The organism is Microlunatus parietis (assembly GCF_013407955.1).
In the GTDB taxonomy this organism is placed as follows: domain Bacteria; phylum Actinomycetota; class Actinomycetes; order Propionibacteriales; family Propionibacteriaceae; genus Microlunatus; species Microlunatus parietis.
This window is the reverse complement of the sequence record NZ_JACCBU010000001.1, coordinates 2,529,263-2,550,624: the sequence shown is the minus strand read 5'-3', so window position 1 is coordinate 2,550,624 and position 21,362 is coordinate 2,529,263. Positions and strand designations below refer to the sequence as shown.

Below are 21,362 nucleotides of genomic sequence, written 5' to 3'. Positions count from 1 at the left end.
CTCCGGAACTAGCCCGTACGAGCCCGATCGGAAATCGGAGCCCGTCTCCAGATCAGTGTAGTCCTCTCTCAGCGGTCGCCGCCGACCGCGGTTCAGCCATCTCAACGGGCAAGGTACTCATGTCTTCTGTCTCCACCTCGGCTCCGCCGACGCCACCCGGCTCGGCGCCGGGCACCCCGGGCCGGCCGCGGCCCGGCCTCACCCTCGCCGTCATCCTCACCGTCCAGCTGATGCTGGTGCTGGACGCCACCATCGTCAACGTCGCGCTGCCGATCATCCACACCACGTTCGGCTTCACCGCCGCCGACCTGTCCTGGGTCCTGAACGCGTACACGCTGGCGTTCGGCGGCCTGCTGCTGCTCGGCGGCCGGCTCGGCGACGTGCTCGGTTACCGCCGTACGTTCGTCGCCGGCCTGGTGATCTTCATCGCCGGTTCGATCCTCGGCGGGGCCGCGCTGTCCGGCGCCTGGCTGATCGGCGCCCGGGCCGTGCAGGGGATCGGTGCCGCGGTCGCTGCCCCGGCCGCGCTGGCCCTGCTCACCCGGTCCCAGCCGGAGGGCCCGGCCCGCAACCGGGCACTCGGCCTGTTCACCGCGGTCAGTTCCGGCGGCGGCTCGGTCGGTCTGCTGCTCGGCGGACTGCTCACCTCCTGGGCATCCTGGCGCTGGTCGTTCCTGATCAACGTCCCGATCGGCGTCGCGGCGCTCGTTCTCGGGCTGCGGCTGCTGCCGACCACGCAACGGCGGCGGGAGCCGTTCGACGTGCCGGGCGCGCTGGCGGCCAGCGTCGGCATGATCGCCCTGGTGGCCGGCTTCGTCTGGCTGCCCGAGGAGGGCCTCTCGCTGCGGGTGATCACGGCGTTCGCGCTCGCCGTCCTCGGTCTGGCCTCGCTCGGCCTGATCGAACGCCGGGCCAGTCACCCGCTGTTCGCCTTCCGGCTGTTGAAGAACCCGCAGCGGGTCACCGCCTTGATCAGCTTCATGCTCATCGTCGGTCCGCAGATGGCGGCCTTCTTCTTCCTGGTGCAATACCTCCAGGTCGCGCACGGGTACGGGGCGTTCGCCTCCGGGCTGGCCTTCCTGCCGCTCACCCTGGGTATCTTCGGGATGTCCCGGCTGACCCCGCGGCTGGTCAACCGCTTCGGCCCGGCCGCGGTCTCGATCGCCGGGGCGGTGCTGTTGATCATCGGCCATCTGAGCTTCAGCCGGCTGGGCACCGACACCGGCTACTGGCCCTGGATCCTGCTGCCGATGATCTTGCTCGGCGTCGGCGGCGGGCTGTCCTTCATGCCGTTCTCGGCACGGATCCTGGCCGGCGTGCCGGTCGGCGACTCGGGCGCGGCGGCGGGCCTGATGCAGACCGCACAGCAGGCCGGCGGGGTGGCGCTCGGACTGGCCGGCCTGATCGCGATCTCCGGGATCAGTTCCGGATCCGGCGCGGCCGTGCCGGTGCCCGAGTTGATCATGGGGATGGACCGGGCGTTCACCGCCGGGGCGGTCTTCGTCGGGTTGAGCCTGGTGATCACGATCGTCTCGATGATCATGACCCGTCCGGTACGGACTCCGGCCGAACCCGCCGTCGAGGTCGTACCGGAACCTTGATCATGAGCGCCGGGACCGGATGCTGTCCCGGCGCACGATCGAGTACGGCACCGTGACGCTCTGGATCGGGCGCGCGGTGTCGTCGATCCGGGCCGACAGGAGCTCCAGCGCCAGCCGGGCCAGCCGGCGCTTGTCGAAGTCGACCGTGGTCAGCGGCGGGTGCGCGAAGCGGGCCTCCCACACGTTGTCGTACCCGGCGATCGAGACGTCGTCCGGCACCCGCAGCCCGGCGGCGGCCAGGGCGCTGATCGCGCCGATCGCCATCGCGTCGGTCATGCAGAAGATCGCGTCCGGCGGCTCGTGCTCGGCGAGGAACCCGGCGACGGCCCGATAGCCGCCGCCACCGTCCCAGTTGACGCAGGGGATCTCCAGTTCCGGCCGGACCGACAGCCCGGCCGCCGCGTGCGCCTCCCGGAACCCCTGCAGTCGCTGTCGGGCGCTCTCCGCCTTGGTGGCGCCGACGGCTGCGATCCGCCGGTGGCCCTCGTTGATCAACAGCGCGACGATGTCGCGGCTGGCCCCGACGTTGTCGATCCAGACGTGGTCGGCGATCGGCTGGTGCACCTCGCCGATCAGGACCACCGGCGGCAGCACGATGCCGCGCTGCACGGCCGAGGTCTCCAGCCGGACCGGGTTCAGGATCAGCCCGTCGACGAGATGCGCCTTGGCCCGGGACAGCAACTGGATCTCCCGGTCCGCCTTGCCGTACGTCTCCTCGAGCTGGACCCCGAGGCCGTCCTCGCCGGCCAGGGTGATGAAGTGGTGCGCGATCTCGGCCGAGTACGCCGACGCCAGGTCGGGCAGCGCGACCGCGATCAGGTCGCTGCGGCCGTTCCGCAGGCCGCGGGCGGAGAGATTCGGTACGTAATCGAGCTCGACCAGCGCCCGGTCCACCCGCAGCCGGGTCTCCTCGCTGACCGGCGCGGTCCGGTTGATCACGTTGGAGACGGTCTTGGCCGAGACGCCCGCCCGTAAGGCGACGTCGCGCAATGTCGGACGCGGCCGGGAGCTTCCCGCAACCCCCTGCCCGTTCGTCCCGGGCCCCTTCCGCATGGACGGAGTCTAAGCCTCAGTTGCACGGGACCCGGCGCGAGTAGGCTGGCCGGGTGAGCGAACTCCCCATCTCGTCTCCGTACCGGAGCAAACCGGCCGAGCCGGTCTCCGACGACGAACGGGACCGACTGAGCCGCCGGCTCAACGCGGCGTTCACCGACGGTGCGCTGAGCCAGGAGGAGTACCAGTCCCGGCTGGACCGGCTGTTCGCGGCCCAGAGGCTGGGCGAACTGGTCCCGGTCGTCGAGGGGCTCCCGCCGCTGCAGACGTACGACAGCCCGGCGATCGTCGACACCGGGACGGGCCGGCCGGGCGAATTGACCGAGGCGCGGTCCGGCAACCGGGTCGCCGTGATCGCGGTCGGTGCGGTGATCGGCGTCGTGGCCCTGATCGCGATCCTGCTGGTCCTGATCATCGCCGTCTGAGCGTGTGTCCGAGGACACAGACCGGACTTTGGTTGCCCTAATTTCTGAGAGTTAGACTCCAACCGTGCCTCGCCAGAAAGTCACCCAGCAGAAGATCGCTGAACACGTTCAGCGACTGGGCGAGCTCTACCCACCGATCTCCCTCGATTCGGTCGACCGGACCGTGAAGCGGCCCGACCTCGTGACGTCCAAGTACGGCCACGTGATCGACTACCTGGCCCGGGTCGAGCTCGAGGTCGACCGCAACGTCCTGGAGCTGCTGGTGCTGCTGCCGGACGTCGACGACACCAACCGGACCTTCTACGCAGATGTCTGGCAACCGCAGGAAATCCAGCACGGCTTGATTCTCGACCGGCTGCAGCAGGACCTCGGCCGGCAGCCGGCGGAGCCGCACCTGGACGTCTCGTTCAAGATCAAGATCCTCGGCGCGCTGGCCAACCTGAAGCCGATCCAGGAAGTGGCGAAGCTGCTCTACTTCCTGACCGGTGCGAGCACCGAGCGGCAGGCCGTGCTGGCGTACAACCAGATCAACTCGGGCATGCGGGAGCTCGGCGAGGACGCCATCGCCGAAACGATCATCACCCCGATCAAGCAGCAGGAACCGGGCCACTTCGCGTTCTACCGGATGTCGGCCGAGAAAATGGTGCAGAACAACGAGCTGAAGCCTTGGCAAATGTTCCTGACCCGGGTGCTGCGTGAGAAGTCGTACAACCTGGTCGGCACCAACGCGATGGACCGCTACAAGGCGGACATGGGCGGCGTCGTCGTCGACCTCGGCCTGGATGATGATCTTGCCGGGTACGCCCGCGAGGTCGGCCGGGTCGAGCAGCGCCTGCTCTGGGCCCACCGGCAGGGGATGGACTTCCCGCCGTACATCCTGAAGGCCCTCAAGGAGAGCGTCGAGCTCTACCTCGAGCGCGGCGGCCTGACCGCCCCCGCGCCCGCCTGAACCACCGCGACCAGCACGCACAGCAGGACGACCGCCGCGAGCACCGGGTAGGCGCCGCCGAGCCCCAGCCCGGCCGCCAGCGGACCGACGGCGAGTTCTCCGACCGGGATGCCGCCGACCGACGCGACGGTGAGGTACGAGGACACTCGGCCCAACCGGTCGTCCGGCACTCCGCGCTGCACCGCCAGCCCGCGGAACGTGCCCGACAGGCTCATCAGCACCCCGGCCGCGAGCATCGCGAACGCGGCCGCGACCAGCAGCGCCGTTCCGGTGATCAGACCGACCGCGCCGGCGCCGAGCACCAGCAGCGGCAGGACCAGCGACGCCGACCAGGCGATCGCGAGTCGGAGCGGGATCCGGTCCTTGATCAACACAGCCAGCCCGGTGCCGGCCAGGGCGCCGACCAACTGGGCGGTGCCCAGCAGGCCGTAGCCGGTCCGGCCGAACGTCCGGTCTGCGACCAGCGGCGCGAGCACCTGGAGCCCGCCGGCGAATCCGGCCATCGTGACGAAGTTGATCATCGTACAGGCGAGCAGCCAGCGGGTCCCGACCACATAGCCGAATCCGTCCCGGAGATCGCCGAGCAGCCAGTCCGACGGCCGGACCGGCGGTCGCGACAAGTACACCGCCGGCCGCGGTTCCCGTCAGCAGCGCGACCTGCATGCCCAGTTGGCTGACCGCGTTCGCGTCCCGGAGCTGGCCGTCGGCGACGAGCTGCTTCGTCAGCACGGCGCCGGCCGGGCCGGCCAGGGCCGCCGCCGCGCCGTTGATCACGCCGAGCAGCATCAGTGCCGGTATCGGCGCGGATCCGCCGGCCACCAGACCTGCGGTCGCCCCTTGGCTGGCTGCAGCAATGAACGCCGACCCGACCAGGATCCGATTCCGAGCCGCTCGGTCGGCGAGTGCACCGCCGATCAGGACCAGCACGGCATGGGTGATCGACCGGGCGCCGACCACCAGGCCGAGCGTGGCCGCCGAACCACCGAGATCGAGCACGGCGAACGCGAGGGCGATGGGGGCGATCGCGTTGCCGAGCCAGGAGACCGTGCGGCCGGTCCAGAGCATCCCGAAGCCGCGATTGCGCAGCAGGAGGGTCCATCGTGCGTTCACCGGACGAGCCTCGGTCGAGAGCCGCAGCTTCGCCATGCTTTCGTGTACGGGCGTAATGTCGGCACATGCTCCGTCTGCGCCTCGGGTCGACAGACCTCGCCGGCGCGCGGTTCGCGATCGCTCCGCTGTTCGAGCTGAACTCGCTGCTCCGCAAGCTCGCGGCGGGCCGGCGGAGCGGTCTGCCGCGCGGCTGGGCGGAGCGGCTGGTGCCGGCCTTCCGGGACCTCCGCCGCGACACCGATCTCGACGCGATTCTCTCCCTGCAGACCGCCGGCAGCGGACCGTCGGCGCTGGCGCCGGCGCCCCGGCGCGGACTTGATCAAGGTGTCGAAGATGATCTTGCGACGATCCGGGCCATGGATCCTGATCAGATCCGGCAGGAGGTGCGCCGCGTCACCGGCCGCGCGCTGCCGCTGGACGCCGAACGCCTGCTGGCCGACGACGGGCTCAGCGGCCGGATCGCCGCGACCCTCGAGATCGCCTGGGATCGGCTGCTGGCGGCGGACTGGCCCGCTCTCCGCGCGGTCTGCGAGCGTGACGTCTTCCATCGGGCGGACCAGATCACCCGGGCCGGCTGGCGAACGGCGACCCGAGACCTGCATCCCGGACTGACCTGGGTCGATGACGGAGCCGAACTCGCCGCCTTCGCCGTCGACCAGGTCGTCGACGGGGCGGGCGACGGCGTGCTGCTGGTTCCGTCGGTGTTCGTCTGGCCGAGTGCGGCGGCTCACATCGGGCCGGGCTGGCCGAAGACGATCATCTATCCGGCGCGCGGCATCCGGGTGCTCTGGTCGGAACCCGCCGAGGCGGTCCCGGGGTCACTGGGCCGGCTGATCGGCCGCAGCCGGGCGGCCATTCTGGCGGCGCTCGCCGAGCCGTCGTCGACCAGCCAGCTCGCCCGCACCCTCGGACTGGCCACCGGCGCCGTCGGTGATCATCTGGCCACGCTGCGCGACGCCGGCCTGGTCGACCGGACCAGGGTCGGCCGCAGCGTGCACTATCGCCGGACGCCGATCGGTGACGCCCTGGTGGCGAGCGCCGAGCCCTGAGCTCGGCCGGGTGCTGTCGTTATTCCGCCTCGGTTGAGGTGATCAAGCGCTTCAGAGCCGGGCAGCGCTCGAACCGTGGAGCTTTCGCGACACCGGTCAGAGCAGGGACTCGTAGCCGATCTTGACCAGGTGGGCGCGGGAGTCGGCCAGGCAGTCGAAGATGTCGCGGCCGTACTGTTGATCTTGCTCGATCAGCAGGTGAGCGGCACCGGCGGCCTTGGCGGCCTCGATGATGCCGGGGAAGTCGAGGTTGCCGGAGCCGACCTCGGCGAACTGGACGATGTTGTTGGCGTATTCCGTCCAGGCTTCCCGGTTGCCCGAGGCCAGGCCCTCGATCGCCTCGGCGGGCGGCAGGCCGATCCGGTAGTCCTTGAGGTGGATCAGGTCGGCGACGCCGGCGTAGTTGTTGATCACCCGGACCGGGTCCATGCCGCCCCGGTGCACCCAGTGCACGTCGATCTCGAACAGCAGCCGCGGCGCCTCGGCCCGGATCAGATCGAGGATGTGCCGCTCGCCGATCCGGGCGAATTCGTAATGGTGGTTGTGATAGCTGAGCCGGATCCCCTCGTCGGCCAGCCGGCCGGCGAAGTCGTCCATGGTGTGCGCGGCCTCGACCAGGGTCTGCTCGGAGGCGAACGCCGGCAGTGGCATCATGCCGATCCGCACCCGTTCCGTACCCAGGGCCTTGCAGTCGGCGACGATCTTGTCGAACGACTCGACCAGCGAGTCGTTGCCGCCGCCGCCGGTCGGCCCGATCCCACCGGAGATCGCGGCGACGCCCATCCCGAACTCGCTGTTGGCGCGGACGATCTCGTCCCGGGTCTCGGGAGTCAGTGCGATCTGGGACACCTCGACCGAGGAGAAACCGGACTCGGCTAGCCGCTTCCAGATCTGATACGCACCGTGGTCGGCCGCGTGCTGTTTGAGCATCATCGCTTGGACGCCGATCTTCACCATGGATCCGAACCTATGCGGCTTGGCAAAGACTTGGGAAGCGGTTGCCAGGATTTTGCCGCGCGCCGGATGTCGATTCCGTCGACACCCGTTCGTCCCAGGGGCGAAAGTGGGTTCATCGACGAAGGGAGCGGCGCGAGATGCCGAGTTACATGTTGCTGTTGTACGGAGACCCGACCGGCTGGGAGGACAAGGACCAGTCCGAGATCGAGGCGGCGATGGCGCTGCACGGCCAGTTCACCGAACAGATCCTGGCCTCCGGGGCCAAGATCATCTCCAGCGAGGCGCTCGAGCTGGGGAGCACGGCGACGACGGTCCGGAACCGCGACGGCGGGGAGCAGTTGATCACCGACGGGCCGTTCGCCGAGACCAAGGAAGAACTCGGCGGCTACTACCTGATCGACGCGCGCGATCTCGATCATGCGCTGAGCCTGGCCAAGCTGTGCCCGGAACCCAATGTCGAAGTACGGCCGGTGATGCCGACTGACTGACCACGAGGACGTCGTCGGCGCGGCCGTCGCCGAGGCGCACCGGGCCGGCTGGTCGACCGTCGTCGCGGCGGTCGCCCGGTCGGCGGCGGGCGACCTCGGCCTAGCCGAACAGGCCGCCGCGGACGCCTACCTGCGCGCATTGGAGACCTGGCCGGCGGACGGGGTGCCGGAGCAGCCGGTCCGCTGGCTGGTCGCGACCGCGCGGCGGAAGCTGATCGACACGATCCGGCGGGACCAGAACCTGCGGCGCAAGTTACCGCTGCTCGCCGTCGCCGACGAACAGAAGGTACGCCGGCCGGCCGGCCTGCTCGACTACGACGACCGACTGCGGCTGATCTTCACCTGCTGCCATCCCGCGCTCGCGATGCCGGCCCGGGTGGCGCTGACGCTGCGGATGGTCGGCGGGCTGACCACGGCCGAGATCGCGAACGCGTTCCTGGTGCCGGAGGCGACGATGGCGGCCCGGCTGACCCGGGCCAAGAAGAAGATCACGGCCGCGTCGATCGCCTACCGGGTGCCGGCCGACGGCGAACTGCCGGAACGCCTGACCGGCGTGCTGACCGTGCTGTATCTGATCTTCAACGAGGGTTACGCGCCGACGGGCGGGACGGCGGCGCTCCGACCGGAACTGATCGATTCCGCGATCGACCTGGGCCGGGTACTGGTCGCCCTGCTGCCGGACGAGGCCGAGGTCGCCGGGCTGCTGGCCCTGATGCTGCTCACCGACGCCCGCCGCGACGCCCGGCTCGACGAGCACGGCCGGATCGTGCTGCTGCCGGACCAGGACCGGCGGCGCTGGGACCGGACCAAGATCACCGAGGGGCTCGCGCTGCTGGACCGGATCGCCGCGCTGCCCGCGGCGCAGGATCCCGGCCGGTACGTCCTGCAGGCCGCGATCGCCGGCGCGCACGCCTCGGCCCCGTCGGCCGAGCAGACGGACTGGGCGGCCGTGGTGGCCGGCTACGACCGGCTGCACCGGCGCTGGCCCAGCCCGATCGTCGCGCTGAACCGGGCGGTCGCGCTGTCCCATACGGCCGGGCCCGCCGCGGCCCTGGAACTGATCGAGGAACTGGCCGCCGAGCCGGAACTGTCCCGCTACCACTATCTGCCCGCCGCCCGGGCCGACCTGCTGCGCCGGCTGGGCCGGGCCGACGAGGCCCGCGCCGCGTACACCGAGGCACTCCGCCTCGGCCCCAGCGACCCCGAACGAGCCTTCCTCGAGTCCCGCCTCGCCGCCCTCTGACCCACCTCCGCCGACCGGGCACAAAAGCAGGCGTTCTGGCGGCGTGTCGCGGCGGTTGTGACCGGTCGGCGAGGGAATGGAGTCGACGTGTCGTGGGCCGGGACGGGCGGGGAGCGGGACGGGGGTGGGGCGGCCGGATGGGTGAACTGGCCGGCCGGCTCGGGTCGGCGACCGGATCCCTGTCGTGATTCGTCTTCACCTGGACTGATAAGCGCTTCAGAGGCCTGGACCCCTCGAGTTCAAGAGGTATCGCGACAGGCTCGGCTACCTCGGTCGCGGTGGGGGCAAGGACCCGGGCGCGTGCTGGCGGCGTGCTGTCGCGAGTGTCCCTCGCTCTGACCGAAACCGGGATCGGGCCGCGATGCTCACAGCAGAGTTGTTCGCGACACGAGGCTGGCCGAACGGCTCAGGCCTGGGTGACCTCGGCGGCTGTCCGGACGACCGCGGTCAGGTCGCCGGTGCGGTCCAGGAGGGGCGCTGGGGATTGCGGGGTCTGGGAAGGCGTTCGGGACCGGGGGCGGAGGTGGGCTCCCGCGGTCGGGTGTGCGCCAGGCTCCGGTCAGGACTACGGCATCCCTGGCGGATCGCGCTGCTCAATCGAGTGGCGAGAAAACGACGTGGTTCGACGAAATTCGAGTCGATTTCTCACCACTCGAATGAGGAAGCTCAGTTCTGGGTGACCTCGGCCGCGGTCCGGACCACGTCGGCGAGGTCGCCGGTGCGGTCGAGCACGGCGCGCTGCCGGTCGGCGCCGTTGCCCTCGGTCCGGACCCGCTCTACCTCGGCGTGGACGGTGTCCCGATCGCCGTTCGCCCCGAGCGCCGCGTCGACGTGCTCGAGCAGTGCGTCGATCACCTGGGCCGCCGGTTGGGGCCGGCCGCCGGCCGGGTCGATCAGGTCGCCGGCGAGGCCGGACCGGCCGGCCCGCCAGGTCGCCAGCCGGAGCGGCTCAGGATCGGTCGCCGGCGCCGGTTCGCCCGCGCGCCAGGCCGCGGCCGCGGTGTCGACCAGGGCCCGGACCAGGCCGGCGATCATCACCGTGTCGACGGTACGGGCGCAGATGTCGGCGATCCGGACCTCCACGGTCGGGTAGTGCCGGGACAGCCGTGCGTAGAAATAGATCATGTCGCCGTCGAGCGGGACCCCGGTGGCGACCAGGTCGTCAACATAGTCGCGGTAGTCCGCGCCGGAGGAGAACGCGCGGGTCGGGCCGGTGGTCGGGAATCTCATCCCGGCCTGCGACCGGTAGCTGGCGTACCCGCTGTCCCGGCCGTCCCAGTACGGAGAGTTGGCCGACAGCGCGAGCAGGGACGGCAGCCACGGCTGGATCCGGTTGATCACGGCGGCGCCCTCGTCGTCGGACTCGACCCCGACGTGCACGTGGCAGCCGCAGGTCAGCTGCTCCAGCGTGGTCAGGCCGAACTGCGCGATCATCGCCTGGTAGCGGGCCTTGACGGTGGTGCGCGGGTCGACCGGCAGCGGCGAGGTGGCCAGCGCGACGGCCCGCGCACCCGAGCCCCGGCCCAGCTCGTCGGCGCGCCGCCGCCAGTCCCGGACCTGGCTGCCGAGGTCGGCCAGCGACGTCGTCGGGGTGGTCTCGACCTCGATCTGCTGTTGTTGCAGCTCGGCCTCGATCTCGCCCTCCGGGTCGTCCGCGGACCGGGAGGCGGCGTGCGCGAGTACGCTCCCGGCGACCGCGACGGGTGCTCCCGATCCCGGATCGACGAGCAGCAACTCCTCTTCGACGCCGACCGTACGCACGCCCTCAGTCTGGCAGGCGAACCCTGACCCGTACCGTGATTTGGGTCCTCGCGCGAACTGGCGTAAAGTTTCGGGTCGGCCACCTTTGCCGGTGGTTCGTTGTTCCCTGTCAGGCGATCGTTAGAGAGTTTATGGCGAAGAAGGAAGGCGCGCTCGAGCTGGAAGGCACAGTGGTCGAGGCCCTGCCCAACGCGATGTTTCGCGTGGAGTTGTCCAATGGACACAAGGTGTTGGCCACGATCAGCGGCAAGATGCGGCAGAACTACATCCGTATCCTTCCGACCGACCGCGTCGTCGTCGAACTCTCCGCGTACGACCTGAACCGGGGTCGCATCGTTTACCGGCACAAGTAGTCGATCTTCCTGGGGTTCGCGCCCCGGGAAACCCCGCAAACCATCCACCACATGCCTGTGGCCTGCCATGGGCTGATCAAGAAAGCAGCTCGATGAAGGTTCAGCCGAGCGTCAAGAAGATCTGCGACAAGTGCAAGGTGATTCGCCGGCACGGTCGCGTGATGGTGATTTGCGAGAACCCCCGACACAAGCAGCGTCAGGGCTGAGCTCGGGACTCGCACGTCCCCGCAGCACCAACTGAACAGAAAAAGTGTGACCGCAACTCAGGGAGCCTGAACTCCCCGAGACCACCCTCGGACGAAGGCCGAGGCCCCGCGGCAGCCGGGATTCCGGCAGCTCGTCGGGGACGCGTCACGCCAGACACCTTCGCGGTCCGGACGATCTCCGCTGGAAACGGGATCCGGATCGAAACCGAGAGGTAGACCGCCTGATGGCACGCCTGATTGGTGTCGACCTGCCGCGTGACAAGCGGCTCGAGGTCGCACTGACCTACATCTTCGGCGTCGGCAAGACGCGCGCCGCCGAGACCCTGGAGGCCACGAAGATCAGTGGTGATCTTCGGGTACATCAACTCAACGACGACCAGCTGGTCGCGCTGCGGGACTGGATCGAAGCGAACTACCAGACCGAGGGTGATCTTCGCCGGGAGGTTTCGGCGGACATTCGGCGCAAGGTGGAGATCGGCTCGTACCAGGGCCGTCGTCACCGCAGCGGCCTGCCGGTACGTGGTCAGCGCACCCGTACCAACGCCCGGGGCCGTAAGGGCGCCCGGAAGCCCGTCGCCGGAAAGAAGAAGGCCAAGTAACGCGTCCGCGTGCTTGGTGAGAAACCTCCAGGAGAACCACACACATGGCAATCGCAGGACGCGGCGCCGCCAAGAAGGTCCGGCGCAAAGAGAAGAAGAACGTGGTCGCGGGCCACGCTCACATCAAGAGCACCTTCAACAACACCGTCATCTCGATCACGGACCCGACCGGCGCGGTGATCGCGTGGGCCTCGGCCGGGACGGTCGGTTTCAAGGGCTCCCGCAAGTCCACCCCGTACGCCGCGCAGATGGCCGCTGAGGCTGCCGGCCGGCGCGCGATGGAGCACGGCATGAAGCGGGTCGACGTCTTCGTCAAGGGCCCGGGTTCGGGCCGTGAAACCGCGATCCGTTCGCTCGGCGCGGTCGGCCTCGAGGTCGGCGCCATCGCCGACGTGACCCCAGTTCCGCACAACGGCTGCCGCCCGCCCAAGCGGCGCCGGGTCTGACCCAGAAAGGACGACTGAATCATGGCTCGCTATACCGGTCCCATGACCAAGAAGTCGCGACGGCTGGGTGTTGACCTGGTCGGCGGCGACAAGGCGTTCGAGCGCCGCCCCTACCCGCCCGGCGTGCACGGCCGCGGCCGCACCAAGGACACCGAGTACGCGCTGCAGCTGCGGGAGAAGCAGAAGGCGCGGTTCGCGTACGGCGTGCTGGAGAAGCAGTTCGCCCGCTACTTCGAGGAGTCCAGCCGGCAGTCCGGCAAGACCGGCGACCTGCTGCTGCAGATCCTCGAGTCGCGGCTGGACAACGTCGTGTACCGGGCCGGCTTCGCCCGGACCCGGCGGCAGGCCCGCCAGCTGGTGGTGCACGGCCACTTCCTGGTCAACGGCCAGAAGGTGAACATCCCGTCGTACCGGGTCAGCCCGCACGACGTGATCGACGTCAAGGAGAAGTCGCGTGAGCTGCTGCCGCTGGTGATCGCTCGCGAGACCCACGGCGAGCGGGACGTGCCCGGCTGGATGGACGCGCTGCCGAACAAGATGCGCATCCTGATCCACCAGCTGCCCACCCGCGAGCAGATCGTGATCGACGTTCAGGAACAGCTGATCGTCGAGCTCTACTCCAAGTGAGTTGTACGTTCTCTGGGCTTGTTGATCTTGGGTCTTGACCCTTCGACAAGCTCAGGGAACGATCCGCAGGATCCGCCGGCGTTGGATGCGCCGGCGGTTTCCGTACCGTCAAATAGCGGTCGGTACGGGGAAGGAATGAACCACCATGTTGATCGCACAGCGCCCGACGCTGTCGGAGGAGACCGTCTCCGACTACCGTTCCCGGTTCGTCATCGAGCCGCTGGAGCCCGGATTCGGTTACACGCTCGGCAATTCGCTGCGGCGCACGCTGCTGTCCTCGATTCCGGGGGCGGCCGTCACCAGCATCAAGATCGACGGTAACCAGCACGAGTTCGACACGCTCGAGGGCGTCGTCGAGGACGTCACCGAGATCATCCTGAACCTCAAGGGCCTGGTCGTCTCCTCCGAGGAGGACGAGCCGGTCACCATGTACCTGCGCAAGGCGGGCCCGGGCGCGGTCACCGCGGCCGACATCGCCCCGCCGGCGGGCGTCGAGGTGCACAACCCCGACCTGCACCTCGCCACGCTGGCCGAGAACGGCCGGCTGGAGATGGAGCTGGTCGTCGAGCGTGGCCGCGGCTACGTCTCCGCGGTGCAGAACAAGACCGCCGACGCCGAGATCGGCCGGATCCCGGTCGACTCGATCTACTCGCCGGTGCTCAAGGTCACCTACAAGGTCGAGGCCACCCGGGTCGAGCAGCGGACCGACTTCGACCGGCTGATCCTGGACGTCGAGACCAAGACGGCGATCCGCCCGCGGGACGCGGTGGCCTCGGCCGGCCGCACCCTGGTCGAGCTGTTCGGCCTGGCCCGTGAGCTGAACCTGGAGGCCGAGGGCATCGAGATCGGCCCGTCGCCGATCGACGAGCAGCTGGCCGCCGACCTGGCGCTCCCGGTGGAGGACCTGAACCTCACCGTGCGTTCGTACAACTGCCTGAAGCGGGAAGGCATCCACACGGTGAGCGAGCTGGTGTCCCGCAGCGAGCAGGACCTGCTGGACATCCGGAACTTCGGCTCCAAGTCGATCGACGAGGTCAAGCTGAAGCTGCACGAGATGGGCCTGTCCCTGAAGGACAGCTCGCCGGGCTTCGATCCGCTGACGGTGGGCCGGAACTACGACGACGAAGAGTCCGAGGACGAGGTCGACTTCAGCGAGACCGAGCAGTACTGAGTCGAGAGTCATGACGAGGAAGAACTGAAACCATGCCAACACCCACCAAGGGCAACCGGCTCGGCGGCAGCCCGGCCCACGAGCGCCTGATCCTGTCCAACCTGGCCACCCAGCTGTTCGAGCACGGCCGGATCGTGACCACGGAGGCGAAGGCGAAGCGGGTCCAGCCGCTCGCCGAAAAGTTGATCACCAAGGCCAAGCGCGGCGACCTGCACGCGCGCCGGCTGGTGCTCTCGACGATCCGGGACAAGGGCGTCGTGCACACCCTGTTCGCCGACATCGCGCCGACGTTCGCCGAGCGCGACGGCGGCTACACCCGGATCACCAAGGTCGGGCCGCGCAAGGGCGACAACGCCCCGATGGCCGTGATCGAGCTGGTCACCGAGTCGGTCGAGGAGTCCAAGGCCGCGAACGGCAAGGTCACCGCGAAGAAGGCCGATGCGAAGCCCGCCGCCAAGGCCGAGGAGCCCAAGGAGCCGGAGGCCACGGAGACCGAGGCCGAGGACACCTCGGAGCCGACCAACGCCGAGCTGGCCGCCGACACCGCGGAGGACACCGCGGAGCCGACGAACGCCGAACTGGCCGCGGAAGGGTCCACGTCGGAGGGCACGTACCGGGGCACCGAGCCGCCGGCGGGCTTCACGATCAAGGGCAACGAGGACTCGATGAAGTACCACACCGAGGCCTCGCAGTGGTACGACCAGACCGAGGCCGAGGTCTGGTTCGACAGCGAAGAGGCGGCCCAGGCCGCCGGCTTCACCAAGGCCGGCTGAGCTTCAGCAAGCACCGGAACGGCGCCCGTCCCCACCAGGGGAGGGGCGCCGTTTCCGTTGTTCAACTGGCCGGTTCGGCCGCGAACGCGGTGTCCCGGGCCACCGCCTCCCACTGGTCCAGTTCGGCGCCGACCCGATCGAGGTGACCGCGGATCGCGTCGACGGCGTCCCCGCCGAGCGGCAGCCGGAGCGGGGTCGACTCGGCCGCCAGGGCGGTCAGGATCGCGGCGGCGGCCTTGGCCGGGTCGCCGGCCTGGGTCCCGTCGCCCGCCTGCACCATCCGCCGGGTCTCGCCGACCGACGCGTCGTAGGCGGCCAGCGGCTCGCTGAACACCGCCGCACCCTTGCCGAACAATCCGGTACGGAAGGCGCCCGGCTCGACCACCAGCACCTTGATCCCGTACGGCGACACTTCGTCGGCGAGCGCCTCGGCGAACCCCTCGACGGCGAACTTCGTCGAACTGTAGGCCGAGAAGCCGGCGAACGACAGTTGCCCGCCCATGCTGCTGAGCATGACGATCGCCCCGCTCCGCCGCTCCCGGAAATGCGGCAGCACGGCCCGGGTCAGTGCCGCCGGGCCGAAGAAGTGCAATTCGAACAGGTCGCGCAGCTCGGCGTCGGTGGTCTCCTCGACCGCGCCGACCTGAGTCCGGCCGGCGTTGTTGACCAGGACGTCGATCCGGCCGTAGCGCCGGACCAGGTCCTCGACCAGCCGGCTGATCGCTGGGGCGTCGGTCACGTCGAGCTCGACCGCCTCGAGTTGATCTTGGTGGGCGGCGACCAGATCGTCGAGCCGCTCGGGGCTGCGAGCTGCGCCGATCACGATGTCGCCGGCGGCGATCGCGGCCTCGGTCAGAGCGCGACCGAAGCCGCTGGTGGCGCCGGTGATCAGCCAGACCCGCTGGGTGGTGTTGTTCATGGTGTCCACGGTTCCGTACCGCGAAGCCGGCGTCCAAGACCTGCTGTGATAACCATCAGGCATGGACGTGCATCTGCGTGAGTTGCGCTCTTTCGTCGCGGTCGCCGAGCACCTGCACTTCGGCCGGGCGGCCGAGGCCCTGTACGTCAGCCAGCCGGCCCTGTCCAAGCAGATCCGTGCCCTGGAAGGACAACTGCGGGTCCGGCTGTTCGAGCGCGATCGCCGGACGGTACGGCTGACGGCGGCCGGAACGGCGCTGCTGCCGCAGATCCGGAACGTGCTGGCGGCCTGGGCCGATGCGGAGGCCGAGCTGGCCGCGACGGCCGCCGAGACCGCGGCGACGCTGGTGGTCGGCATCAGTACCGGACTGGGCCGCGGCCTGCTCCCGGCGATCCGGGCCCGGTTCGCCGACGCGGCGCCGACGGCGACCCTGCAGCTGCGCCAGATCGGCTGGGCCGACACGACCGGCGGGCTGACCGGCCCGGCGGAGGAGGGCTGCGACGCGGCGTTCGTCTGGCTGCCGCTGGCCGAGCCGGAGCGGTACGACTGGATCACCGTCGCCACCGAGCAACGCCTGGTGCTGCTCCCGGCCGGCCACCGGCTGGCAGGCGCAGAGGCGATCCCGTTCGAGAGCCTGCTCGACGAGCCCTTCCTCGCCCTGCCTGCGGCGGCCGGCGTGAACCGCGACTTCTGGCTCGCCACCGAGAGCCGCGGCGGCCGGCCGCCGGTGATCGGTGCCGAGATCGCCTCGACCGACGAGACCCGGGAGGCCCTGGGCGCGGGACTCGGCGTCTGCCTGGTCGCCGCCGGCAACGTGCCCCTGTTCCGCGGCGACGACATCGCGGTCCGGCCCGTCACCGGGGTGCCGCCGTCGGAACTCGTCCTCGCCTGGCGGCGCGGGGACCGACGCCCCCTGCTGCGGACCCTGATCGAGGCGACCGGGGCCGGCGTCGGTCCGGCGGATGTGAGGAAGGAATGACGAGCTCCGGCAGGCTCTTCCTCTACAGCACGTCTCCGGCTCCGCACGAGGCCGCGATCCTGGCCGCGGTGCCGCGGGCCGGCCGTGCCGACGACCCGATTCGGGCCGTCGCGCTGCGGACCGCTCAGGACGAGCCGAGTGATCATGATCTTGAAACTCTGGCCGCGCATTTCACCACCCAGCCGGGGTTCCCGGTCCTGCTGGTCGACTCGGGCCTGGGGTCGCGGGCGGACGCCTTCGACCCGGCCGTGCTGGAACGGTTGGCGGAGGCGGAGTTGATCTTGATCAGCGGCGGATCGCCGACTCGGCTGGTCACGACGCTCAGCGGGACTCCGGCGCTCGCCGCCCTGCAGCGGGTCCATCGCGGCGGTGCCGTCGTCGCCGGCTGCAGCGCCGGTGCGGCCGTGGTGGGAATCGGCATGATCGACTTCGGGCGGCCGCTGCGGACCTGGGGCTGGCTGCCCGGGACGCTCGTCGCGCCGCACTTCGGCCAGTTCGATCATCGCGCCTGGCTGCGGGCCTATCCGGGCCGGTCGATGGTCGGCATTCCCGACGGTGCCATGGTGCGGGTTGCGGAGACCGGCGAGATCACGGGACTCGGTTCGATCCCGCTCGTCCACCTTCCGGGCGTTGACCGCGATGCGCAGTGAATTTCCGCCGGTCAGTCGCGGCGAGAAATCACTCTCGGTGGCCAGGCCCCGAACCCTTGACGTGGAATGCCCAGGTCCTTAGATTTCACAGAATTAGCGGCAGGGTGTTAACGCCCGTTCGGATGTCCGAAATTGATGCCGCAATTCGAGGGGGCGGGCGAAATGGGTCGCTGGGTCGTCGGTGCGGTGTTGTTGATCATGGTCGCGGCCGGTCTGGCCAGGCCGCCGGTCGCCGCCGCGGAGGTCGTCCCGACCACGCCGCAGTGGTGGAATCGCGGGCAGATCCCGCTCTACTCGACGAGCTCGGCGAGCGGCGAGACAGCGCGGATGCCGGACGGGTCGGTGCGGACGTACCGGGTGTTCAGCGGGGCGCCGGCCTATCTCGCGGAGATCGACACGTTCTCCGCGAAGGTGCTGCGGATGATCACGCTCCACGTACCGAACTCGGACCCGGCCGAGGTCCCGGCCGACAAGGGTGCGCAGGGCGCCTGGGGCGTCTCGGTCGATCGGCACGGCACGGTCTTCGCCTCGACGTACGGCTACGGGCACGTCTACCGGCTGCCCTGGGGTGCGACCGAGATCGAGGACCTCGGCCGGCCGACGAAGTACGCCAGCTTCACCTGGGAAGGCGACGTCGACGACAAGGGCAACTTCTACATCGGCACCACCGAGGGCTTCGCTCCGCCGCCGCTGCCCGGGGGCCGGTTGATCGCCTGGAACGCCGAGACCCGGACCTATCGCGACTACGGCGACTTCGGCGGGACGTACGGATACGTCCGCTCCGTCGAGTACGCCGAGGGCAAGATCTATGCCGGCCTCGGCCAGAGCGCCGGGCTCTGGCAGGTCGATCCGGTCTCCGGGAAGCGGGTCGAGATCCCGCTGCCGAAGGGGATGCCGACCGACAAGTACGCGTACCAGATGGAGGACGAGGCCGGTTTCCTCTACGTCATGTTCGCCGGCGGCACGACCGCTTCGACCGGCTGGGTGCTGAACCTGCGGACCCTCAAGTGGGTGCACGAGATCCCTGGCTACCTGGGCCAGACGATCACCTCCGCCGATGCGCGTGGCCGGGTCTACCTGATCGACTCGGCCGAGTTGAAGCTCTTCGATCCCCGTACCGGCCGGCTGACCGGCACCGGCTTCAAGGGCGGCGACGAGCAGGCGGACAAGGGCGGCCTGGGTGCGGGCAAGGGCCTGGGTCGGTTCCCCGATCCGGTCACCGGCCACGAGACGATCGTCGGCGGCGGGGCCACCGGTGACCTCTGGCGCTACGACACGGTGACCAGGGCCGGCATCCTGACCCAGATCGACGGCCTGGTCGGCACGCCGACGGCGCCGCGCTCGCTGGCCAAGGGCCCGGACGGCCGGATCTACGGCGGAGGCTACTTCCAGGGCGGCTTCGTCGCGTACGACCCGGCGACGACGACGTGGACCGAGTACAAGTTCCCGCACCAGATCGAGGGCATGGGCACCCACAACGGCAAGCTCTACCTCGGCATCTACGCCAACGCCGAACTCTGGGAGTACGACCCGGCGCAGCCGTTCGCCGACGGCACCAACCCGAAGAAGCTGTTCGACCTGAAGGCCGAGGGCCAGGAGCGGCCGTGGACCGTCGTCAGCGCCGGCAAGTACGTCGCCGTCGGCACCTCGCCGAAGAACACCCAGCTCAACGGAGCCGTCACCTTGTATGACCCGGAGACGGGGGAGCGGCGGACCTGGAACTCCGGCCTGGTCAGCGGCGCGAACCAGATCTCGGCGCTGACCTACCGGGACGGCATCGTCTACGGCGGGTCGCTCGGCTGCTGCAACCCGGCCGACGGCTCGAAGCACCGCGGCCAGGTGTTCGCGCTGGACGCCGCGTCGGGTGAGGTGAGGTGGACCTCGACGCCGCTGGCCGACGAGGACGGCGTCTCCGGCCTGACCTTCGACGGCCAGGGCCGCCTGTTCGGCCAGTCCTACGGGACCGTCTTCGAGATCGACCCCACCGACGGCAGGCTGCTCCGCTCCAAGAAGTACTTCGACTATCCGTGGCCGACCATCTCCGGTTTCCAGCCGCGGGCCGTCAACATGAACTTCGATCCCGGCGACGGAGCGATCCACACCACCAGCGGGACGACCCGCCGGATCGACCCGGACACCCTGAATGATCTTGGTCCGAACTACCGCTGCAGCTTCGCCGACACCTCGCCCGGCGCGAGCAAGTTCTACGTACAGAACGGCCTCCTGCTCGAGGTGAAGTGGTACTGAGCGACTAGGAGATCCGCCGCGCGGCGGTACGGAAGCTGCTCGGGGTCTGGCCGAGGCCGCGGCGGAACTCGCGGTTGAAGTGGGCCAGGTTGGCGAAGCCGCTGAGCCGCGCCACGGTGGCGATCGGAGTGTCCGACTCGGCCAGGAGGTGGCAGGCGTTGGCGATCCGGGCTCGGTTCAGGTAGGCGGTGATCGTCATCCCGGTCTGCCGGCGGAAGAAGCGGCTGGTCGCCGTCGGAGTCAGGGCGGCGACCTCGGCGATCTCGGCCAGGGTGATCGGCTCGGCAAGGTGATCGGTCAGGTGGCCGACGATCCGGTCCAGCCGGTCGCGGGACCGGACGGAACGGTCCGGGAGGTAGCGGGAGCTGGCCACCCGCTGCCGATCCGCCCGGTCGGCGAGGTCAACCAGTAGGCCGAGCAGGTTGATCGTCCGGCGGCCGGGACTCGGCGCGGACAGCCCGAGCCAGTCCTGCTCCCCGCACCGGGCAAAGCGCAGCCCGGTGACCGACTCGCCGAGCAGGCGGCGCAGGCTGGTGAACTCGGGCCGGTGCCGCAACTCCGGCCCGATCAGGGTCTCCGGGAACTGGCAGACCAGTGACCGGCTCGGCGTCTCCGAGACATAGGCGTGCGGCAGTTGCGGGCCGAGCAGGAACAGGTCGCCGGCGCCGTACGGCAGCACCCGGTCGCCGACGAAGATCGATCCGGTGCCGTCGGTGATCAAGATCAACTCGAGTTCGGCATGGTTGTGCCAGAGGTACGTGTACAGGCCGGTGGCCTCGAACCACCGCCAGGACTGGCCGGGCCCCGGCACGGTCCGCTCGTACAGCGGCTGGCGCATGCCGAGATCGTACGCAATCGGGTAACGGGGTATCAGGATCGGGCAATCCGGGTACTGGTCAGCCGCGAGCCGCGCAGGCACGCTGAGGGACATGACGACGATCACCGAAACCGTCACCAGCTCCTACCGACTCACCGACGCCGAACGCCTGGCCTTCGAACGGCAGGGCTGCATCAAGCTGCGTGGCGTGCTCGATCCCGATCAACTGGCGCCGTTCGGCGAGGTGATCACCGAGAAGGTGATCGAGCTGAACACGCAGCACCTGCCGATGGAGGAGCGCGACACGTACAGCAAGGCGTTCCTCCAGGTCGGCCATCTGTGGAAGCAGAGCCCGGTGGTCGACCGCTTCGTCCGTTCGCCCGATCTGGCTCGGCTGGCCGCCGACCTGCTCGGCGTCCGGTCGGTGCGGCTCTACCATGATCAGGCGCTGTACAAGGAGCCGAGCGGCGGGATCACGCCCTGGCACGCCGACCAGTACTACTGGCCGCTGTCCACCGACCGGGCGATCACCGTCTGGATTCCCTTGCAGGACACGCCTGCCGAGCTCGGCCCGCTCACCTTCGCGGTCGGCAGCCACCGGTTCGGGATGGGCCGGGACCTCCCGATCAGTGACGAGTCGGAGGCCAGGGTCGCCGACTACATGCTGCGCCAGGGCTATCCGGTCGACGACAGCCCGTTCGCGCTCGGTGACGTCAGCTACCACCTCGGCTGGACGTTCCACCGGGCCGGCCCGAACACGTCCACCGTGCCGCGCCGGGTGATGACGATCATCTACATCGACGGCGACATGATCATCGGCGAGCCGACCAACGACGCGCAGCGGGCCGACCTGAAGGCGTGCGCGCCGGGCCGGCAGCCGGGCGACCGGTTCGACACCGAACTCAATCCGGTGCTCTATCCCGTGCCGTAGGCTGCCCG

23 protein-coding genes and 1 pseudogene are annotated in these 21,362 nt (G+C 69.7%); 17 read left to right on the top strand and 7 right to left on the bottom strand.

The genetic code is table 11. The annotated features are described in order from the left end of the window. Positions 1–119: 119 nt before the first annotated feature. Positions 120–1,601 carry an MFS transporter gene (locus tag BKA15_RS12130; protein ID WP_179751087.1) on the top strand — a complete coding sequence of 494 codons (1,482 nt, stop codon included), beginning with the start codon at positions 120–122 and terminating at the stop codon, positions 1,599–1,601. On the opposite strand, the gene BKA15_RS12125 is transcribed toward BKA15_RS12130, so the two are convergent. Further along, entirely contained in the window at positions 1,602–2,654 is a 1,053-nt protein-coding gene (locus BKA15_RS12125; protein ID WP_179751085.1) for a LacI family DNA-binding transcriptional regulator, read from the bottom strand. It lies immediately after the preceding gene. A gap of 53 nt (positions 2,655–2,707) precedes the next feature. On the opposite strand from BKA15_RS12125, the gene BKA15_RS12120 reads away from it, so the two are divergent. Together BKA15_RS12120 and BKA15_RS12115 are read left to right on the top strand one after the other, a co-directional pair. Beyond that, positions 2,708–3,079 (top strand): DUF1707 SHOCT-like domain-containing protein, encoded by a 372-nt coding sequence (locus BKA15_RS12120; protein ID WP_179751083.1) that lies wholly within the window; start codon positions 2,708–2,710, stop codon positions 3,077–3,079. A gap of 64 nt (positions 3,080–3,143) precedes the next feature. Next, positions 3,144–4,028, top strand: coding sequence for a GTP-binding protein LepA (locus BKA15_RS12115; RefSeq protein ID WP_179751081.1), 885 nt, complete (start codon positions 3,144–3,146; stop codon positions 4,026–4,028). Here the strand turns inward: BKA15_RS12115 and BKA15_RS12110 are convergent. Together BKA15_RS12110 and BKA15_RS37255 are read right to left on the bottom strand one after the other, a co-directional pair. Next, on the bottom strand, positions 3,986–4,648 hold the full coding sequence (locus BKA15_RS12110; protein WP_179751080.1) for an MFS transporter: 663 nt from the start codon (positions 4,646–4,648) through the stop codon (positions 3,986–3,988). The genes BKA15_RS12115 and BKA15_RS12110 overlap by 43 nt on opposite strands. Positions 4,649–4,673: 25 nt before the next feature. After that, positions 4,674–5,093, bottom strand: a pseudogene (locus tag BKA15_RS37255) (MFS transporter); the annotation flags it as partial. A gap of 110 nt (positions 5,094–5,203) precedes the next feature. Here BKA15_RS37255 and BKA15_RS12100 point away from each other — a divergent pair. After that, positions 5,204–6,187: an ArsR/SmtB family transcription factor gene (locus BKA15_RS12100; protein ID WP_179751078.1), complete on the top strand. Its 984-nt coding sequence runs from the start codon at positions 5,204–5,206 to the stop codon at positions 6,185–6,187. A 96-nt stretch (positions 6,188–6,283) separates the two neighbouring features. On the opposite strand, the gene BKA15_RS12095 is transcribed toward BKA15_RS12100, so the two are convergent. After that, on the bottom strand, positions 6,284–7,144 hold the full coding sequence (locus BKA15_RS12095; RefSeq protein ID WP_179751076.1) for a sugar phosphate isomerase/epimerase family protein: 861 nt from the start codon (positions 7,142–7,144) through the stop codon (positions 6,284–6,286). 137 nt (positions 7,145–7,281) lie between these two features. Here BKA15_RS12095 and BKA15_RS12090 point away from each other — a divergent pair, with 137 nt between their 5' ends. Continuing rightward, complete coding sequence (locus tag BKA15_RS12090; RefSeq protein WP_179751074.1) at positions 7,282–7,632, top strand: YciI family protein; 351 nt, start codon at positions 7,282–7,284, stop codon at positions 7,630–7,632. Between the two features lie 139 nt (positions 7,633–7,771). Then, positions 7,772–8,875, top strand: coding sequence for an RNA polymerase sigma factor (locus tag BKA15_RS12085; protein ID WP_246322327.1), 1,104 nt, complete (start codon positions 7,772–7,774; stop codon positions 8,873–8,875). A gap of 666 nt (positions 8,876–9,541) precedes the next feature. Here the strand turns inward: BKA15_RS12085 and BKA15_RS12080 are convergent. After that, positions 9,542–10,636 carry a carboxylate-amine ligase gene (locus BKA15_RS12080; RefSeq protein ID WP_179751072.1) on the bottom strand — a complete coding sequence of 365 codons (1,095 nt, stop codon included), beginning with the start codon at positions 10,634–10,636 and terminating at the stop codon, positions 9,542–9,544. A gap of 131 nt (positions 10,637–10,767) precedes the next feature. Between BKA15_RS12080 and infA the strand changes: the two genes are divergently transcribed. From infA to rplQ, 7 genes are all read left to right on the top strand, one after another. After that, a complete protein-coding gene (gene infA / locus BKA15_RS12075; protein ID WP_152361856.1) occupies positions 10,768–10,989 on the top strand; it encodes a translation initiation factor IF-1 in 222 nt (73 codons plus the stop codon). 92 nt (positions 10,990–11,081) lie between these two features. After that, positions 11,082–11,195 carry a 50S ribosomal protein L36 gene (gene rpmJ / locus BKA15_RS12070; protein ID WP_020575560.1) on the top strand — a complete coding sequence of 38 codons (114 nt, stop codon included), beginning with the start codon at positions 11,082–11,084 and terminating at the stop codon, positions 11,193–11,195. A 224-nt stretch (positions 11,196–11,419) separates the two neighbouring features. After that, positions 11,420–11,794 (top strand): 30S ribosomal protein S13, encoded by a 375-nt coding sequence (rpsM, locus tag BKA15_RS12065; RefSeq protein ID WP_179751070.1) that lies wholly within the window; start codon positions 11,420–11,422, stop codon positions 11,792–11,794. Positions 11,795–11,838: 44 nt separating this feature from the next. Then, on the top strand, positions 11,839–12,240 hold the full coding sequence (rpsK, locus tag BKA15_RS12060) for a 30S ribosomal protein S11 (protein ID WP_179751068.1): 402 nt from the start codon (positions 11,839–11,841) through the stop codon (positions 12,238–12,240). Between the two features lie 21 nt (positions 12,241–12,261). After that, positions 12,262–12,867 carry a 30S ribosomal protein S4 gene (gene rpsD, locus BKA15_RS12055; protein ID WP_179751066.1) on the top strand — a complete coding sequence of 202 codons (606 nt, stop codon included), beginning with the start codon at positions 12,262–12,264 and terminating at the stop codon, positions 12,865–12,867. Between the two features lie 145 nt (positions 12,868–13,012). Continuing rightward, positions 13,013–14,038, top strand: a complete 1,026-nt coding sequence (locus tag BKA15_RS12050) for a DNA-directed RNA polymerase subunit alpha (protein ID WP_179751059.1) — start codon at positions 13,013–13,015, stop codon at positions 14,036–14,038. Between the two features lie 32 nt (positions 14,039–14,070). Further along, a complete protein-coding gene (gene rplQ, locus BKA15_RS37250; RefSeq protein WP_179751057.1) occupies positions 14,071–14,811 on the top strand; it encodes a 50S ribosomal protein L17, sunset domain variant in 741 nt (246 codons plus the stop codon). A gap of 61 nt (positions 14,812–14,872) precedes the next feature. Here the strand turns inward: rplQ and BKA15_RS12040 are convergent, their stop codons facing one another. Beyond that, the gene (locus tag BKA15_RS12040) at positions 14,873–15,730 is read right to left on the bottom strand and encodes an oxidoreductase (protein WP_179751055.1); all 858 of its coding nucleotides are present in this window, start codon (positions 15,728–15,730) and stop codon (positions 14,873–14,875) included. A gap of 61 nt (positions 15,731–15,791) precedes the next feature. On the opposite strand from BKA15_RS12040, the gene BKA15_RS12035 reads away from it, so the two are divergent. The 3 genes from BKA15_RS12035 to BKA15_RS12025 all read left to right on the top strand — a co-directional run bounded on the left by BKA15_RS12035 (position 15,792) and on the right by BKA15_RS12025 (position 19,606). Then, positions 15,792–16,709: a LysR family transcriptional regulator gene (locus tag BKA15_RS12035; RefSeq protein WP_179751053.1), complete on the top strand. Its 918-nt coding sequence runs from the start codon at positions 15,792–15,794 to the stop codon at positions 16,707–16,709. Continuing rightward, positions 16,706–17,359 carry a Type 1 glutamine amidotransferase-like domain-containing protein gene (locus tag BKA15_RS12030; protein WP_179751051.1) on the top strand — a complete coding sequence of 218 codons (654 nt, stop codon included), beginning with the start codon at positions 16,706–16,708 and terminating at the stop codon, positions 17,357–17,359. Before BKA15_RS12035 ends, BKA15_RS12030 begins: the two co-directional genes overlap by 4 nt. Before the next feature lie 135 nt (positions 17,360–17,494). Next, positions 17,495–19,606: an outer membrane protein assembly factor BamB family protein gene (locus BKA15_RS12025; protein ID WP_179751049.1), complete on the top strand. Its 2,112-nt coding sequence runs from the start codon at positions 17,495–17,497 to the stop codon at positions 19,604–19,606. Positions 19,607–19,610: 4 nt separating this feature from the next. Here BKA15_RS12025 and BKA15_RS12020 read toward each other — a convergent pair whose 3' ends face one another. Then, positions 19,611–20,444, bottom strand: a complete 834-nt coding sequence (locus BKA15_RS12020) for a helix-turn-helix domain-containing protein (protein WP_179751047.1) — start codon at positions 20,442–20,444, stop codon at positions 19,611–19,613. 91 nt (positions 20,445–20,535) lie between these two features. On the opposite strand from BKA15_RS12020, the gene BKA15_RS12015 reads away from it, so the two are divergent. Beyond that, complete coding sequence (locus BKA15_RS12015; protein ID WP_179751045.1) at positions 20,536–21,354, top strand: phytanoyl-CoA dioxygenase family protein; 819 nt, start codon at positions 20,536–20,538, stop codon at positions 21,352–21,354. Positions 21,355–21,362: the final 8 nt, after the last annotated feature.

Excerpts from the sequence above, each read along its gene's own strand:
- BKA15_RS12130 (WP_179751087.1), top strand. The coding sequence starts at position 120 with ATGTCTTCTGTCTCCACCTCGGCTCCGCCGACGCCACCCGGCTCGGCG.
- BKA15_RS12125 (WP_179751085.1), bottom strand. The coding sequence starts at position 2,654 with ATGCGGAAGGGGCCCGGGACGAACGGGCAGGGGGTTGCGGGAAGCTCC.
- BKA15_RS12100 (WP_179751078.1), top strand. The coding sequence starts at position 5,204 with ATGCTCCGTCTGCGCCTCGGGTCGACAGACCTCGCCGGCGCGCGGTTC.
- BKA15_RS12095 (WP_179751076.1), bottom strand. The coding sequence starts at position 7,144 with ATGGTGAAGATCGGCGTCCAAGCGATGATGCTCAAACAGCACGCGGCC.
- BKA15_RS12090 (WP_179751074.1), top strand. The coding sequence starts at position 7,282 with ATGCCGAGTTACATGTTGCTGTTGTACGGAGACCCGACCGGCTGGGAG.
- infA (WP_152361856.1), top strand. The coding sequence starts at position 10,768 with ATGGCGAAGAAGGAAGGCGCGCTCGAGCTGGAAGGCACAGTGGTCGAG.
- rpmJ (WP_020575560.1), top strand. The coding sequence starts at position 11,082 with ATGAAGGTTCAGCCGAGCGTCAAGAAGATCTGCGACAAGTGCAAGGTG.
- rpsM (WP_179751070.1), top strand. The coding sequence starts at position 11,420 with ATGGCACGCCTGATTGGTGTCGACCTGCCGCGTGACAAGCGGCTCGAG.
- rpsK (WP_179751068.1), top strand. The coding sequence starts at position 11,839 with ATGGCAATCGCAGGACGCGGCGCCGCCAAGAAGGTCCGGCGCAAAGAG.
- rpsD (WP_179751066.1), top strand. The coding sequence starts at position 12,262 with ATGGCTCGCTATACCGGTCCCATGACCAAGAAGTCGCGACGGCTGGGT.
- BKA15_RS12050 (WP_179751059.1), top strand. The coding sequence starts at position 13,013 with ATGTTGATCGCACAGCGCCCGACGCTGTCGGAGGAGACCGTCTCCGAC.
- rplQ (WP_179751057.1), top strand. The coding sequence starts at position 14,071 with ATGCCAACACCCACCAAGGGCAACCGGCTCGGCGGCAGCCCGGCCCAC.
- BKA15_RS12040 (WP_179751055.1), bottom strand. The coding sequence starts at position 15,730 with ATGAACAACACCACCCAGCGGGTCTGGCTGATCACCGGCGCCACCAGC.
- BKA15_RS12035 (WP_179751053.1), top strand. The coding sequence starts at position 15,792 with ATGGACGTGCATCTGCGTGAGTTGCGCTCTTTCGTCGCGGTCGCCGAG.
- BKA15_RS12030 (WP_179751051.1), top strand. The coding sequence starts at position 16,706 with ATGACGAGCTCCGGCAGGCTCTTCCTCTACAGCACGTCTCCGGCTCCG.
- BKA15_RS12025 (WP_179751049.1), top strand. The coding sequence starts at position 17,495 with ATGCCGCAATTCGAGGGGGCGGGCGAAATGGGTCGCTGGGTCGTCGGT.
- BKA15_RS12020 (WP_179751047.1), bottom strand. The coding sequence starts at position 20,444 with ATGCGCCAGCCGCTGTACGAGCGGACCGTGCCGGGGCCCGGCCAGTCC.
- BKA15_RS12015 (WP_179751045.1), top strand. The coding sequence starts at position 20,536 with ATGACGACGATCACCGAAACCGTCACCAGCTCCTACCGACTCACCGAC.